10 protein-coding genes and 1 pseudogene are annotated in these 16389 nt (G+C 48.7%); 3 read left to right on the forward strand and 8 right to left on the reverse strand.

The features are described 5' to 3' along the window. Positions 1-42 precede the first annotated feature (42 nt). The 3 genes from OGM67_09715 to OGM67_09725 all read right to left on the reverse strand — a co-directional run bounded on the left by OGM67_09715 (position 43) and on the right by OGM67_09725 (position 3489). The gene (locus OGM67_09715; GenBank protein ID UYJ33864.1) at positions 43-1485 is read right to left on the reverse strand and encodes a hypothetical protein; all 1443 of its coding nucleotides are present in this window, start codon (positions 1483-1485) and stop codon (positions 43-45) included. Positions 1486-1627: 142 nt separating this feature from the next. Further along, positions 1628-2515 carry a carbohydrate ABC transporter permease gene (locus OGM67_09720; protein ID UYJ33865.1) on the reverse strand — a complete coding sequence of 296 codons (888 nt, stop codon included), beginning with the start codon at positions 2513-2515 and terminating at the stop codon, positions 1628-1630. 23 nt (positions 2516-2538) lie between these two features. Next, positions 2539-3489, reverse strand: a complete 951-nt coding sequence (locus OGM67_09725; GenBank protein UYJ33866.1) for an ABC transporter permease subunit — start codon at positions 3487-3489, stop codon at positions 2539-2541. Between the two features lie 328 nt (positions 3490-3817). On the opposite strand from OGM67_09725, the gene OGM67_09730 reads away from it, so the two are divergent. From OGM67_09730 to OGM67_09740, 3 genes and pseudogenes are all read left to right on the forward strand, one after another. Further along, on the forward strand, positions 3818-5170 hold the full coding sequence (locus OGM67_09730) for a hypothetical protein (protein UYJ33867.1): 1353 nt from the start codon (positions 3818-3820) through the stop codon (positions 5168-5170). Positions 5171-5301: 131 nt separating this feature from the next. Next, complete coding sequence (locus OGM67_09735; protein UYJ33868.1) at positions 5302-6162, forward strand: AraC family transcriptional regulator; 861 nt, start codon at positions 5302-5304, stop codon at positions 6160-6162. Positions 6163-6379: 217 nt separating this feature from the next. Continuing rightward, a pseudogene (locus tag OGM67_09740) lies at positions 6380-7849 on the forward strand (IS1182 family transposase). A gap of 73 nt (positions 7850-7922) precedes the next feature. Here OGM67_09740 and galE read toward each other — a convergent pair. From galE to OGM67_09765, 5 genes are all read right to left on the reverse strand, one after another. Then, positions 7923-8948: a UDP-glucose 4-epimerase GalE gene (gene galE, locus OGM67_09745; GenBank protein UYJ33869.1), complete on the reverse strand. Its 1026-nt coding sequence runs from the start codon at positions 8946-8948 to the stop codon at positions 7923-7925. A 245-nt stretch (positions 8949-9193) separates the two neighbouring features. Then, positions 9194-10429 carry a glycoside hydrolase family 88 protein gene (locus tag OGM67_09750; GenBank protein UYJ33870.1) on the reverse strand — a complete coding sequence of 412 codons (1236 nt, stop codon included), beginning with the start codon at positions 10427-10429 and terminating at the stop codon, positions 9194-9196. Positions 10430-10445: 16 nt separating this feature from the next. Beyond that, on the reverse strand, positions 10446-11705 hold the full coding sequence (locus OGM67_09755; protein UYJ33871.1) for a Gfo/Idh/MocA family oxidoreductase: 1260 nt from the start codon (positions 11703-11705) through the stop codon (positions 10446-10448). 51 nt (positions 11706-11756) lie between these two features. Beyond that, positions 11757-14144 (reverse strand): heparinase II/III-family protein, encoded by a 2388-nt coding sequence (locus OGM67_09760; protein UYJ33872.1) that lies wholly within the window; start codon positions 14142-14144, stop codon positions 11757-11759. Between the two features lie 109 nt (positions 14145-14253). Continuing rightward, positions 14254-15753 carry an ABC transporter substrate-binding protein gene (locus OGM67_09765; GenBank protein UYJ33873.1) on the reverse strand — a complete coding sequence of 500 codons (1500 nt, stop codon included), beginning with the start codon at positions 15751-15753 and terminating at the stop codon, positions 14254-14256. Positions 15754-16389: the final 636 nt, after the last annotated feature.

A 16389-nucleotide genomic window follows, 5' to 3' on the forward strand; every position in this document is an offset into this window, starting at 1 on the left:
ATCTTTCCTTTCTGTCAAAAATATTTTGATAGCACAATCAGTTCACGCTTGCGGAATCCAACGATACCGGGAAAAATTATATACCACTGCGTGCGCTGGCAACGGGCGCAGCGGTGTCACGCAGTCGTCATTCAATACCATACGGGGCAGTGCTTCCCCCCACAGATAATCCGGCTCGACATCGTTCTTTTCGCCGGTCCAAGATAAATCCCGCCCGAATCGTTCCCTGTCTTTCCTGCCATAAATCTGATATACAGAACGGCTGAAATAGTCCTGAATCGTCCAGCGCTGACCGTCCTCCATCCACAGACAGTTATTGGACAGCAGAATTGTGCATTCTTTCACTGGGGCAAAAAATCGGTCCCAAAACTCTTCCTGAATCTGTTCCAGCCGATGGGCAAAGTAGAAAAAGTCATGCGCCTGCCAAGCGGTAGCGGGCACAACATCAGCTTCGGTGTCCCATCCGGTAGCAGCCCGCAAAAAACCTCGCTTTGTCTGGTAGTGCGCAATTCCCTGTTCCATCTCCGCCAAGAACTTTTCCAGTTCCCGGTTTCCTGTCAAGCGGGCGCAGCAGCTGATTCCGTACAGCGTCAACCCGTTTCCTTGAATCTGCATAGGTTGCGTCAGCCGCCCCCAACTGCCGTCAGACTTCGCATAATAGGCGCGGTGAACACGGCGACAGTTCTCCTCATCCAGAAAACTGCTTCGAACCACATGATTACACAGGCGTACTGCGGCGTGCAGCCATTTTTCCCGCCCAAACAGTTCATAGCCGATACATAGCGGAACAATCATTAGACCGTAGTATTCAGCAGGCTCCAACAACAACTGGTCTTTTCCCAGTAACGCCCGCTTTGTACCGTCACAATCCTCGTCCGGCACGCCAGAGATGTGGAAATGATCCACCATATAGTCCAGATCTTCCTGTACCTGCTGTTCGAACCGGTCATCCAGAAAGTATTTTTGCAGCAAGAGCTTTGCCCAGATACGGGCATAATCCTGATTGCAGCAGGCTTCCACCCCGGCACGACCCCCGCCATAATGCAGGCTTCCCTGTGTCAGCACACGCAAAGCAGATTCCCGTGCGGCATCCACCACGTCTTTGTGCAGAAATTCCTTGCCGATGCCCGCCGCCATCAATAGGGAAAGCGCCGGCACCATATTGTGGATAAGACCTACTTTCGCCAATTCTCCGGCTTGGAATCCAATATGCAGGTACTCTCCGTCATCGCGCATTGCGTGTGCCTGATACCGCATCATCCGTTCCAGAAGTTCCTGTCCTCGCTCGTCATAACGGCGACTCAAAACCTGTGCCAAACCTGGTAAAATTGGTGCAGCAAACGTGGAGTGTCCACTAGTATAGTCCGGCCAGCGCAGCGGATTATCTCCCCAAACGGAGTGATTATGAAATCCGTGGATGGCACCAGAAGGCTGCACCCAGCTATAAAGCCAATTTCCCAATGCCGCCAAATCAAATGTTTCCATAACATCCTCCTTTTATCATGGTGCAGCTTCGCCGCACAGTCTGGCAAACATTTCCATCGCAAAACAATCCCCATAACATGCATAGGTATCCGTTCCGTTGGTTCTTGCCAGCAGACCAGGGCATTCAGCTGTGAGATTCAAATCAGCCCTTGACCGCTCCCACAGTCAACCCCTGCGTGAAATACTTCTGGAAGAAAGGGAACACAAAGAGCATGGGGCCCACAGCCAGAATACACATCGCCATACGGGTACTTTCTGTGGGAATGTTCGCCGATCCCAAAGAAACGTTGTTCTGCATTTCCTTTAGAATCTCAATAATGTTGCGCAGCATAACCTGAAGCATGTACTGCAAAGGGTACATTTCTTTTTTATCGATATACAGCATAGCCGGCTGCCAGCTGTTCCAATAATCCAACAGTGTCAGCAGACCAACTGTGGCCAAGGCTGGTTTAGAAAGCGGCAATACGAACCTGCTGTAAATCATCCAGTTCCCGGCACCATCTATGCGTGCAGATTCAATAATTTCATTGGGGATATCACTCATAAACGTTCGCAGCATGATAAGATACCACACATTAACCAGCAGAGGAATAATCAAGGCCAGGTAGGTATTCTTTAGATGGAGGGTCTGGCTCATCAATATATAGGTAGGCACCAAGCCACCGTTAAACAGCATCGTAAAGAAGAAGAAGAAGGTAAGCTGGCGTTTCCACTTGAATCCCGGGCGGGACAATGCGTACGCTGCCATAGAAGCCAAAAACAGGTAGATGGCGGTACCACCAAAAGAAATAATAATGGTAACCTTATAAGCGTCCAGAATCGTCTTGGGATTGTCCAGTATGTACTGAAATGCAGTCAGGTCGATCTCTCTGAAAAAGAAAGGATACCCCTGTGTGCTGATAGACTGCTCGCTGGTAAATGCAATAAACACTACCGACAGTAGCGGAATGACAAACACTGCGGATAGCAGGATGAAAAAGGTGTTCAAAATCACAGCCTTAATGCGCTCAGTTCGTTTATTGGTAATCATAACTTGTTCCTTTCCGTTGCCAATCAGTACAGTGCGTAATCCGGGTTAATCTTCTTCACAATCCCGTTGGTCAGAAGCACCAGGACAAAACCAACCACGGATTTCAAAAAGCCTGCGGCGGAACTCATGCCAATGTTTCCGTTCTGAATCAAAGCACGATAAACGTAAGTTTCCAGTACGTCCGTTGTAGGATACAGCGTTTTGGAGTCCATAGGAACCTGATAAAACAGACCGAAGTCCGAGTTCATAATCTTACCTACTGCCAAAATCGTCAGAATAATCATCATGGGATAGAGGAACGGCAAAATCACATGGCGAATCACCTGCCAACGATTCGCACCGTCAATGACAGCCGCTTCCTGATAAGACGTATCCACACTCATCAGGCTGGCATAGTACATCAGCACATTCATTCCAACCGTTTTCCAAATCTGCAAAATAATGATAATGGCAATCCATGCTTCGGGGGTATTGTACCAGTCCAAAGTCTGCCCTCCGTTGCGGGCTGCGATTGCATTCAGATAGCCCAGACGGGGGTTCAGGAATGCGTAGACAATGTAGGAGATAACCACCCATGATAAAAAGTACGGAATAAACATGGTGGTTTGATACACTTTCAGCGCCTTACGACTGCGCAGTTCATTCAGTGCAATTGCCAATGCCACGGAAATCACCAATGTCAATACAATAAATGCGAGGTTGTACAGAATCGTATTGCGGATGATTCGGAAAGTATCCGGAGATTTCAGCAAGAATTCAAAGTTTTTCCACAAAGGATCACAGAACGGACTTTTTATAATCCCGTCACGATAGCTATAATTTTTGAAAGCGACGATTAATCCTCCCATAGGCAGGTAAGAGAACACCGCCACCACGAGCATCATGGGCAGGGTCATGAGGACAAGACCCAGCCCCTGAGAGGTATCTTTGTTTTTTCTTGCTCGTTTTTGCTTCTGAATACTTTGCTTAAACATGCGATCATTCCTTTCTAATATTGTTCAATTCGCACTTCTAGTATAGAGTTGTTCCTGTCTACCAACAAGGGCTATATCCGTAGGTCGCGTTCAAAACCACACTTCAAAAAACAGCTACTTGTTCAATATGTTCCAAAAACTACGTCCATACTTTGGCATCGGGTTTTGCACTCTGTTTTCTTTCAAAAGCAGCCGCACGCCTCTTTGTAACGAGAGTTTAAACCCGGCTTTCAGGTTCAAAATTTATAAATTATGTTTACCTTCCCCCTTGCATTTGCTATAATTGGTTCAAAATCATGAGATTTCAGCAAGAGGAGATATCACTTTTATGCACAACGAGATCTGGCGTTCCAAACAATTTAAGCAGATATTCCACACGGTACTGCTGGTCACTTTTGGACTTCTGACCATAGCCTTGCTTACTATGTACCTGTTGATGAATCATCTGACTCTTTCTTACCTAGATTCCGTCATGTCCCGCTTTGTGGAAACCGCTTACAGCTCCATCGAAGATCAAATCCTTACAAGTCAGAAAAATGCGTTGCAGGCTTCCTCATCCTATGACGGAATTTCGCTTTTTTCTGCCAACCCCAGCAGCCTGTCTGACCAACTAAAATCCGTCCGCAGCATAGATTACTTTGTCAGCCAAGATTCTTCCATCCATTCGGTTCTCTTCTATAATCATGCCACCGATAAAATTTATATGTTTGGAAAGGAAGTTTGCACCTCAGATTTAGATGCATTCTATGATCAGCAAGCGGTAGAATACATCCGTCAGAAAGAAAGCCTTGCCGACAACACGCCCCGCATAATACATGACTCCCCTTATACCACTACGAGCAGTATGGTACTAACCAGTATGTACAGCCCCGGATATGAAAATATCGTTTTGGTTAACTTGGATGTTAGTGATATTTTTTCTGTGTTGCATAACGATCCCGCCGTTTACAGCAAAGCACCTACCAGTTACCTGGTATTCTATAATAAACAGCAGGTTATTTTTGATGGACGGTATCACACTGAGGCATCCGCCTCCGACACATCTTTATTGAAAACGCTGGAAGCCGGTAACTGGGCCAAAAGCTTTGATGGCGAGTTCAATGGCACTTGGTATCATTTCAACATTCTTCAAGATGCTAACAACAACTTCCAGATTGTTTCCTTCGTGCAAAAATCAGACGTAACAGCAACCTTTTTGTCTTTCCTATCGGTTTTGCTCCTCATGAGCGTTCTAATGGGCATACTTGCCACTTTGGTAAACTTTTTGGTCAGCCGTAAGCTGTATTCCCCCATTGCCGTCATCAAAGACGCGCTCTCCGAAAGCGAACATTTTAATGATGAATTGCAAAAGAACCATGACGTAATCTTAACCGCTTCTGACGAGATCGCCTTTATCGCTCACCAAATTACCGCACATTCCCACCAGCTCGATGATTTATCCATCTATAAACGCCGCAGTCTTACCATTTCCCAAGACACACTGCTCAAGGATCAGTTACTGTACAATAAATACCCCGACGACCAATTCTGGGATCTTTGCGCGCGCGAGAGAACTTCCCTACCAGCCTGGCGACCACTTCATCTTAGTCTATACCAAATGGCTGCCCCTAGGTCCTACGGAAGAACAGACACCGGAAAACCAAAGCCTCCTGTGCTATGCGCTGGACAACGTAATGCATGAATTATTTGACCCTTTAGCCAGCGTGCGGTCACCTCCCTTGGAAAAAGGGGACGTGATTTTCCTGTTTTGCCATAGCAGCGGCAGCGACCCCCACATCAGCCGCGAGATACTGGAGCAAATCCAGCAAACTTTTGCCAACTATTTTTCGTATCTCTGTTTCTTTCTTTTTATCCCGCTCTATCCACAGCCCCGCCACGCTGTGTTTAACGCAGCAGCAGTTGAAGGAACTTTCCGAATATCGCTTCTTTTACCAAAACGCCTGTATATTGCAAGTAGGCGAACTCGATTTGGATTCCCTGAACTCTGAAATTTGTCCGGTGGCGGATATGAATTCCCTGGAAAACGCCGTTCGTGCCAGCGATATGGAAGCCGTTGGCAATATATTGGACGAATATTTTCAGCGCCTGCCACAATATACTAAGGAATCTGCCTCCGCCTCTCTCAATGTATTCGCTTCGAAGTGCATCACATTACTCAAAAAGATTGAAAGCACAAGCGCCCTGTTTCCTCCCATAAACTATCATCAGTTCTACAGTTCTCTCACAACCAGCGCCACCATCACCCACGCCCGCAATCTGTCATATGAGCAGTTCGCCAAGGTGTCCGAAACCCTGCACTCAGCAGAAACCAATTCCTCTGGCATTGATATCAAAAGTGTGCAGGAATATATCGAGCGCTGTTATCAGGATTTCTCGTTTTCCAGCAAATCCGTGGCGGATCATTTCCATATGTCGGTAACCTATCTGAATCGATTGTTCAAGCAGAGAACCGGGGATTCCATTGCCGTCTATACCAAGAAACTTCGCTTAGAAAAAGCGCGCGATCTATTGTTGCATTCCTCCTGCAACATTGAAACCGTTGCCCGAATGGTAGGGTTTGAAAACACAAAGTACTTTTATTCTCTTTTCAAGAGTGAATACGGTGTAAGCCCTAATAACTATCGCCTTTCTGTCCGGGAAAGCGATTCCCGGAATCCATCGAATCCTTCTTAATATCAGAAAGCCCTCGGCTTAGCCGCAATGTCAGTATGTTAAGCTGACAAATCCTCGTACCATCTCATTTCTGATGGTACGAGGATTTTTTCGTAATAATTCAAAAAAAGACTTGACAAATGTGTCAAGTCGCAGCCTGTCGAAAAAGGTTACATTAAGGTGGTCTTTTTCTCGTAAAACAGAGAGAAATATGGTATAATAAGTACGGGTGATGAACGTGCTTACGAAAAATGTTGAGAATAGAAACCAAATTGAATTTGTAAGTCTTGAAGAAATGGTTCCGGCTGACCATCTGCTGCGTCAGATTGATGCGGCAATCGACTTCAACAAGATTTATGAATTTGTAGGAGATTCGTATTGCAAGGACAATGGCCGTCCCAGCATAGATCCGGTCGTTCTGTTTAAGATCGTGCTGATTCAGCATATCTACGGCATCCGTTCTTTGCGCCGGACGCTGGAAGAAGTCGGCATGAATATGGCATATCGGTGGTTTATTGGCTATCCGCTGAACGAGCAGGTTCCGCACTTTTCAACCGTAAGCTATAACTTCAAGCACCGGTTCAATACAGCATCTGTTGAGTATGTTTTCCGTTGGGTGCTGAAAGCAGCCGCGGATGAAGGCTATCTGGACACGGAAGCTATCTTTGTAGACGGTACGCACATTTAAGCAAATGCCAATCTGAAAAAGCAGGCCCGCAAAGCTGTACCCAAAGAAGCAAAGCGCTATGCCCACGAACTGTTTGATGAAATAAACAAAGACAGAGAAGCACACGGAAAAAAGCCCTTTGACGATGATAATGATGGGAATACAACCGGGGGCAACTCTAACGAGCCGGAAATGGTGGAAAAGACGGTTCCCACAACAGACCCGGAATGTGGTGTATTTCACAAGGGTGAGCACAAGAAAGTATTTACCTACGAAGCACATACGGCCTGCGATAAGCACAATTTCATCTTAGGCGTTCACGTTACTCCCGGCAATGTTCATGACAGCGTAGCGTTTGATTCTCTGTACGATGATATCTGTAAGCATTACCCCGAACACAAAATTGTTGCGGCCGACAGCGCCTACAAGACTCCCTGGATTTGCAAAAGAATCTTTGAAAGCGGTCGAATCCTTACCTCTGCATATACACGTCCCAAAACAAAAGCCGGCAATCACCCCTGGTATACCTATGTTTATGATGAATACTTCGATGACGTAATCTGCCCGGAATACAAAGTTTTGCACTATTCAACAACCAACCGCAATGGATACCGGGAATACAAGAGCCGTCCTTACCTGTGCAAGGATTGCCCCACAAGGGCAATGTGCACACAGAATGCCAAGTACGAAAAGACAGTTTCAAGGCATATCTGGCAGCGCTTTGTAGAGATGGCCGAGGATGTAAGGCATACTCCGATATACCGGGATATCTACAAATTGAGACAACAGAAAATTGAGCGTGTGTTTGCCGATGCAAAGGAAAAGCATGGCATGCGTTATACGCAGTACAGAGGCTTGGCTCAGGTTACCAACTGGGTGAAGCTTAAATTTGGTGCCATGAATTTGAAGAAGCTGGCCACTTGGAAGTGGAAACAGAAAAAATCCTCTCCTGGAAGGGGGCGGAGAAGGACTTTTGCGGCAAATTTTTCTTCTGTGCTTCTGTTTTTCCCATTTCAAATGCAAAAACCTGCCTTGGCGTGATTGTCAAGGCAGGCTTTTTCTACAGGCTGAGCCCTGCAGATATAAATTCTGCAGGGCTGCTTTTTATACAGATTTATTCAGCGGTCTTATAGCCGTCGGGGTTGTGGCTCTGCCAGTTCCAGCTGTGGGCGCACATCTCCTCAATGCCGTACTGGGCCTCCCAGCCCAGCTCGCGCTTGGCCTTGCTGGGGTCACACCAGCACTCGGCAATGTCGCCGGGGCGGCGCGGGTCGATAACATAGGGAATCTCCTTGCCGCAGGCCTTGCTGAAGGCGTGGATGACATCCAGCACGCTGTAGCCGTGGCCGGTGCCCAGATTGCAGATGAACAGGCCGGGCTTCTGCTCCAGCTTCTTGATGGCCGCCACGTGGCCGCGGGCCAGATCCACAACGTGGATGTAGTCGCGCACGCCGGTGCCGTCGGGGGTCGGGTAGTCATTGCCAAAGACGTGAACCTTCTCCAGCTTGCCCACGGCAACCTTGGCAATATAGGGCACAAGGTTGTTGGGGATGCCGTTGGGGTCCTCGCCAATCAGGCCGGACGGATGGGCACCAATAGGGTTGAAGTAACGCAGCAGCGCCACATTCAGCTCCGGGTCAGCCTTGCAGCAGTCGGTCAGGATGCGCTCGGTAAAGACCTTGGTGGTGCCGTAGGGGTTGGTGGTGCCGCCCACGGGGAAATCCTCGCGGATGGGCACGCTGGCGGGGTCGCCGTAGACGGTGGCAGAGGAGGAGAAGATGATGTTGTGGCAGTTATGGCGGCGCATAACGTCCAGAATGTTCAGCGTGCAGGCCAGGTTGTTGGAGTAGTACTCAATGGGCTTGGAAACGCTTTCGCCCACAGCCTTGTAGGCGGCAAACTGGATAACGCAGTCAATGTCCTCGTTCTCGGCAAAAATTTTCTCCACAGCGGCCTTGTCGGTCATGTCAGCCTCGACAAAGCGGAAGTCCTTGCCGGCAATCTTCTTGACGCGGGCCAGGGCCTCAGGGCAGGAGTTGTAATAGTTATCGGCCACGACGATGTCGTACCCTGCGGCCAGAAGTTCCACACAGGTGTGGCTGCCGATGTAACCGGCGCCACCGCTAACCAAAATTGCCATAACAGTCGTCTCCTTTTAATTTTAAAAGTATTAATGCCAAAGTGCAGGAACATACCGAATTTGCGGTCAATTTGTGCTTGTTGTCCAAAAGTGGGAACTAACGCAGGTTGCTGCATAATCGGGTATTCTTTGAATGGATACGGTGGTATTTTCTTTTTAAATGCCATAATAATTCATCCTCAATTAAATGCTTTGACATTTATCGCTCGTGTAAGCACGATTTAATTACAATTCAGCTGATTTTGTTACCACGCAAGAATGGGTTCATTCAGCAGTCGGGCATACAGCTCCATAGCAAAATAGTCGCCAAAACTGGCGAAGGTCGCATTTCCATTCTGCTGACGCAGCACACCCGGGCATTCCGGATCCAGCTCCAGATACTGCTGTGCCAAGGTACGGGCAACGGTTTGCACATACTGGCGCATACTCTCATTCTCTTCTTTACTTAAAAACTCAAGCATTCCGCAAGCCATAATTGCCGCAGCCGAGCTGTCCACATTCAATGTGCGGTTTGCCGGGTCGGTAATATCCCAGTACTCCCATGTTTCCTGGCTTCCAAAGTGACGGGCAGGCTTATCTTCCGGTAAGCGAAAATCCCATACCGGCACACCATCAGGTGCACACAGTTCCAGATATTTTCCGGTCAGCTTCAGCACCGCCTGGCGGTAACGTTCCAGACCGGTAAATCTCCATGCCAACGCAAATCCGTATACAGCCCAAGCCGTTCCCCTGGCCCAATGCGAACCTACCGAATAGCCACAATCATTAAATTCCTCTACCGGCTCTCCGGTAATTTCATCAAAACGATAAGCGTGGCAAACACTACCGTCCTCACGGATAAAGTTTTTCAACGTAGTATCCGCATGTGCAATAGCAACATTCGTAAAAAACTTGTCCTTGGTAGCCTCGCCCGCCCAGAACAGAAGCGGCAGATTCATCATGCAGTCCACAATGGCAAGCCCCTGACTGTTCGTGAAAAAATTATTTTGTTTCAGCGACTCTTCAATGTAATCCGGCAGACTGTCGTCCATGCGCCCCCAGGCGCGAATATATCTTCCATTGGGCACGAACCGATGTGCCAGCACCTCGGCCGCCCGCACCGATAGCTCCTTCATCGTGTCACTTCCGGTCAGACGATATGCCAGCGTACTGTACAGCGTATACATAAATCCCAGATCATGCATCGTATCTGCCGGAGTATCAAAGACTTTTGCCCGATATTTCTCGTACAGGCTTTCCACCCAGCGCACCAGCGAAAGGTTACCGGTATGCTGAGCAGCCATCAGCGCCATTCCGGTAAAAAAGCTGGGTGTCCAGCAAAAGATATGTTCCACCGGGCGCAGCGTATTGCGATCCACATCAAAATATCTGCCATCCATGCGCCCGGGAAATTCTCTCAGATCCGTACCAATACGCTGGGCATTCAAAGCCGCTTTCCGACAGATTGCCTCATATATATCCCGGTATTCCTTATTTTCCATCCTTGGCTCCCCTTTTTCACACAAACGCATCCATCATGACAGTGTGACCATTCACGCGGGAATCTTCAGCAGCCAAAGCAATCAAATGACTTTCAACCGAGCTGGCAACCTGAGTTCTGCCCGTATAGGCTCCATCCGTCTTCATCTGGCGCACCACATCACGCATAAAGCCCTTATCACCGCCGGAATGTCCCTCCGGGTCGGCATTCAGGCGAATCGTGGTGGTCGTACCGGTGGCAAAACAGGTCAGCTCAATCTCATCCTTTTCCACATCGCCAACAATCTGACCATGAGTTCCCATAAGCTTAATGGTCCGTCCGCCATCCCATGTGAAAGCGCACATGGTAAAGGACGCTGTTACGCCGTTTTCAAATTCAAGGTTTACTACCTGATGGTCCACAACATCGTTGTCGCAGTGATATACGCACCGACCATAGGGTCCTCTGCGCAACGCCTCCCGCACCGACTCATCCGTATTCTCAAGGCTGACTACCTTGCGGATTACCGGCACATGAACCCCTTTACTTTGCAGATAAATTCGTTCCGCATTGTACGGGCAGGTATCGGAAACCGGGCAACCGTCCAAGCAGTATTCCGGTGCCCCCTCCGGTGCGTTCTCGGCTTTAAAATGTCCCAGACTCCCGAAAGAGGAAACCTTGGTGCAATGGCTGCCCACCATCCAGAGAATGATGTCCATATCATGACAGCTTTTCGCCAGAATCATCGGGCTTGTTTCATCTTCCCTGCGCCAATTACCGCGCACAAAGCTGTGCGCCTGATGCCAGTAGGCCACATTCTCGATCTGCTGCACACTCTGCAGCTGACCAATCTCTCCGGCATCCAACAGCTCTTTAACCTTGCTGAAGAAAGGAGTATAGCGCAGCACATGACACACTGTGACCAGTTTTCCCTTTTCTTCCGCGAGTGCTTTCAACGCTCGAAGCTCGTCTGCATGGCGGCTCATGGGTTTTTCCATCACCACATGGTATCCCGCCTGCAGAGCCGCCATTGCAGGGGCAATGTGCTGGTTGTCCTGTGTGCACACAAAGGCACAATCGGCCATTTTAGGGCGTGCCAGCAGTTCATGCCAGTCTTCCACCGCATTATCCGGGCAGATGCCATGATCCCGGCAGAATTCCTTCCGACGAGCTTCATCCGGCTCAGCCACCGCCACAAAAACGATATCATTGGGGTTGCGCCGTGCAAAAGCGCCGTATACCTGAGCTCCTCGCTGGCCGGCACCGATCAAAATTGCTTTTACCTTATTGGTTTCCATTGTTGTTTTTCCTCTCTTTGTCTTATTTCTGAGTGCTATACCTTACTCTATTCATTTGTCAAGATAGAAAATCCCTTCTGCACCGGAAAATTCCCATGCAGTTTTCTGTTCACATATGTGGATTCGATTCTGTCGCTCCATCCAGACCGCTGTGACAAGCTTTGCCCCCTTGGCTTCTTGATAGGGCGCCCGCAACTGCCATACCGGACGGTGTTCTCCATCCATCATCGGCTCTGCCGCGGCCCCCTGCCACTTCCAGTTAAGCGGTTTTACATACAGTTTCACATCCCCCACTTGGGCATAGGCGCAATCTGCTTCGACCTTCCACTGGCCATAACAATTCAAGCGGAATTCCACACTGTCTGCATTGCCAAGCAGAAACTCATCCTCCAGCGCCAGAAGTTCCGCAAAGGGAGAGATTACCGTTCGACGCACCTTTTGATATACACCATCGCTCCATGCAAGGGTATCATCGGTGCAGAATTCCACATGTGTTCCGTCCCCCTGAGCTTTCAGCACTCTTCCACCCTTTTCATAGCGCCCCTGTACAGATAAAATTCCATCTGCACGCACAGGATACAGTAAGTTGTGCGCCCCTGCCTGGCGCAGATAAAACAGTTCCGACTCAAAATAATTGGCTGAACCGCAATCCGGACAAAGGCAGATTCCCTCGGCTTCCAGAATTAGGCTTCCCTTATCTTCATGGAAATGTGCCGAATAAGTCGGTCCGCTGCACAAATGAATGTGCGTTGTGAGGTCCCGTCCTTTGCGCACCGTACCCAACTGACCGGTTACCGGATAGATTCGGCATACTTCCTGTTCTTCCAGCTGCTCTTCATCCGGAATCGGAGCCGAAATCAGTGCGAAGCTGTCTTCGTCCACACTCCCCTGCCTGAGCAATCTCTCATACAGATTTTTCCATGCGGAATGTCCGGTAAACAGATAAAAACTATTTGCCAATGCACAGGATATCCGTGTGAGAGGATGGGCATCATTAATCGGCAAATACACCGTTTCATCCTTTTCCATGGAGAGCATGGACAACTCAAACTGGCTGGTCTTACTCAGAAGATCCCGATAGCAGTCAAAGGGCTTCTGATGGTACCTGGCCATTGCGTACAACGCGCACAGAGTTTCGTTAAAAGTGAACATCCAATATCCGGGACCCTCCAGAGTTCCTCCATCTTCTTGGATGTAATTTTCAATAATCGAGTGCAGATCTTCCTCTGCCTGCAGAAGATCCCGCCGGTAGCGAGGATGACGGGGAAGCATAGCCAAATCTGCGAAAATGCGCCCATAGCTGAACACGATTCCCTGGTTCATATATCGGATATACTCCACACGCCGGAAATCAGACTCGATTCGCGGAAGACCTTTCATGGCCAGCGCATCCCTGACAATCTGTTTGGCAAACGGAGTCATCAGATCACCGCACCAGTCCAGCACCAGAGAAATCACCTTGCAATACATGTTCTCGGTAAAACTACGATGATGCCAGGTGGCTCCGGGCAGCACTCCCATGGCCGACTCACACCAATATTCACAATGGCACACCGAAAGAGCGTGGCGTACTGCCATGCGCATCATTTCCAGATCGTTTTCCACCAGACCCACAAAGGCCAGATTCTCGATCACCGTTTCCAATCCGCAGGCATTTTTGGTTGTACTGGGCGCCCATGCCCGATCTCTTGTACGATTCCATCGCTGGTCAAAATGAGGTACAAAGCGTCCGATATAGTGTTCGGGGCAAATCGCCATATCACGCTGTGCCTGCTCTTTTTTCTTTGCATAAGCGTCTGCAAACAGCGGATGTCTCAGCTTTTCTCGCAGTGCTTCCAGTTCTTCCGCCCCCAGCAGAATCCCAATGGTGGGTTTGGGGCAGGCGGGAATATCCTGTACAAAGCAGCCCGGCCATTCCGGAGAATAATACTCTCTTTGTTTCAGCATTCGCTGCAGTCTTTCACTGTGTGCAAGCCCCAGCCAGCAGATATTTCCCTCGACTCCTCCACGAGACGAAACGATCTGGATGGACAAACCGGTCATCCAACAGCCTTGTATCGTCCCGGTGTATTCCTCACTGACACCGCTTCCCTGAACTTCTTTTATCAGTATCTGCTCTTTACCATCCACCACCGCTTTTACGGTCAATCGAAAATCTTTGGGCAAACTTCCAAAAAAGATGAATCTATCATAATCGGAAATATCCAGCCGGCAGCTGCGATGCATCTCCAGCGCAGGCAACGAGCCTGCTGCTTTATCCAGCTGGATTGTGGCAAATGCCCATCCCTGGCGGATGCTGCCAATAGCCCCATTCAACACCTGCACCTGATATTCATCCAATACACGATAGCGTGGGTCCTGGTTGTCCGGCTCAGATGTCCCTCCGTCGAAAAACGGTTCTATGATTGCTTCCGCTTCATTGATCGCAACAATTCGCATACCGCATTCTCCTTATTTGTCCATGTATTCTTCAAAAAAGGGCAGGCGCAAGTTTCCCGGCGCCTGCCCTTTTCTCTGACCTCTCGGCCGCGGTTGCTTTAATTTGTTTTTAAGCTTTGGAAGCCAGGAATTCATCCACCTGGTTCTGGATTTCGGCGGTGACCTTCTCCAGGCCGGCCTTGTTCATCTTGTCCAGCATTTCAGGAACTGCAACGCTCTGATCCTGCAGACCATAGTACAGGATATCCTTGTACTCGGTCCAGATAGCTTCACAGTTAGCCATTTCGGTCTCGATGCTGCTGCGATCAGGCACAAAGCCAAACAGAGGATCCAGGGTGGCTTCCTCGTTGCCCTTCATGGTCTCTTCCCAAACGCCTTCCATATCTGCCTCGAGCAGCAATGCATTGAACTGGTTACCCAGCATCCAAGCAGGTGCGCTCCAGCAGTCTTCCAGCTTCTTCACACGACCATTGACCAGTTCGTAGTCCTGACCTTCCAGACCGTAGAACAGCATATTGGAAATTTCCTTGTCACCAAAAATGTAATCGTACAGCTGAATGGCTTCCTCAGGATGCTCGGAGTTCACGTTTACTGCGGTCAGCGTGCTCTGAACAGCCATGGTATTGATGTACGGATCACCCATGGGAACGGTAACCCACTCGTTACCATAGGTATTTTTCAGCGCCGCATCAACACCGGGTTTCACGCGCTGATAACGGGACAGGATCTGACCCTGCGACAGCAGAGTGTTCTCGTCCTTGATAGTGGCTGCATCAGCAGGAGCATAGTTTTTGTCCTTCCACTCCTTGGCAGAAGCCAGGTTTTCCTGAATTCGATCGAAATACAGCGTGTTGGAGACCTTATTGGTTTCGGGATCGTAGGTCAGGAAGGGCATATTCATGATGGTGCTCAGTGGCACATCCTGCAGCATCAGGTCATGGTTGATTACACCGCCGCCACGGGTAGCGTACTTATCCGGATAAGCAGCTGCCAGATCTGCAATGGTTTTGTTCAGGCTCTCCCAGCTGTTCACAGTGGTCACATCAATACCCTGCTCATCCACCGCAGACTTCAGGAACATCATGCCGGCCTGATCGTACATAGCCTGATAATTCATCAGAGCATAAATGTTGCCATTAACCTTTACACCATTCCACAGATTTTCAGGAATGGTCGCCATCAGATTAGGTGCGTTCTCGTTCAACATTTCTTCGCTGAGCTCCAGATAAGCACCTTTGCCTGCTGCATTCACATAGTTGTTTGCCCAGTGGCTGGTGAAGCACAGATCCCATTCGTCACCGCCGGCCATCGCCATCTGCATCTTGGTGTCGTAGTCGCCGGGGGCGATGAAACGCATATCCAGCGTCATGTTCTTCTCTTTCAGCAGTTTCTCGTTCACAGCGGCCATGACCGAATCAAAGTTCTTCGGCTCTTCGTTGCGAACCATCCAGATAATTTCAGTTGGTTCGCCGCTCTGTGTGCCAGTCTCAGTTGTCTGGCCGCCGGAAACGGATTCCACACTGCTCTCACCGGTTTGACCGCAGCCAGCAAAAAGACTAACGCCCATGACTGCTGCCATTGCTAAAGGGAATAACTTCTTGTTTTTCATGGTTGCCTCCTAATAATAAATATAACAATTTGCAATGCCTCATATTGCACTGCATACAAGTACCCATTGTACCTCTCGTACAGCCCGTTGCTGACTATTATTAAAGCGCCGTCAGATTGGATCCGTCCGTTGCTAATATCATAGCCTTCACAAGCCCATTTGCAAAGCCCCTACATCCTGCTATCGGTTCAAAAGGTTGGTTCAAAAAACGAAAGTGGAGTTCAAAACGTTTATGTATAATCTCGTTCCATTTTTTGCTCAATGCTATTTCGTCGATATATCGTATCATATACAGTTTACAAGTATATCGGCACTTGACTCAAATGTACCCCTTATTCAATTTTCTATAAAATCTACACTGTGGTGCTTCTATTATACACCACCTTGGAGGTTTACACAAAGTATGGCATGGTCTCAGGCTTAGCTGACAAACTTACCGCTATAGTCAGCCAACTATCCCCAAATATATAGCTACAATCCAGCCTTGGTACCTCAGCAGGCTTTGGCTCATGAAGAAGTTGCAAAAATCCTTTATGAACATTGTCGCTTGCTCCGTCGAAAGGAACCATACCGATGGTCAAATGAATCTGTATAGGAAAAAGCGTTTTTCGATACAGCTTCTTCATGTACCATGAA

Source organism: Oscillospiraceae bacterium (genome assembly GCA_025757985.1).
Lineage (GTDB): Bacteria > Bacillota > Clostridia > Oscillospirales > Ruminococcaceae > Gemmiger.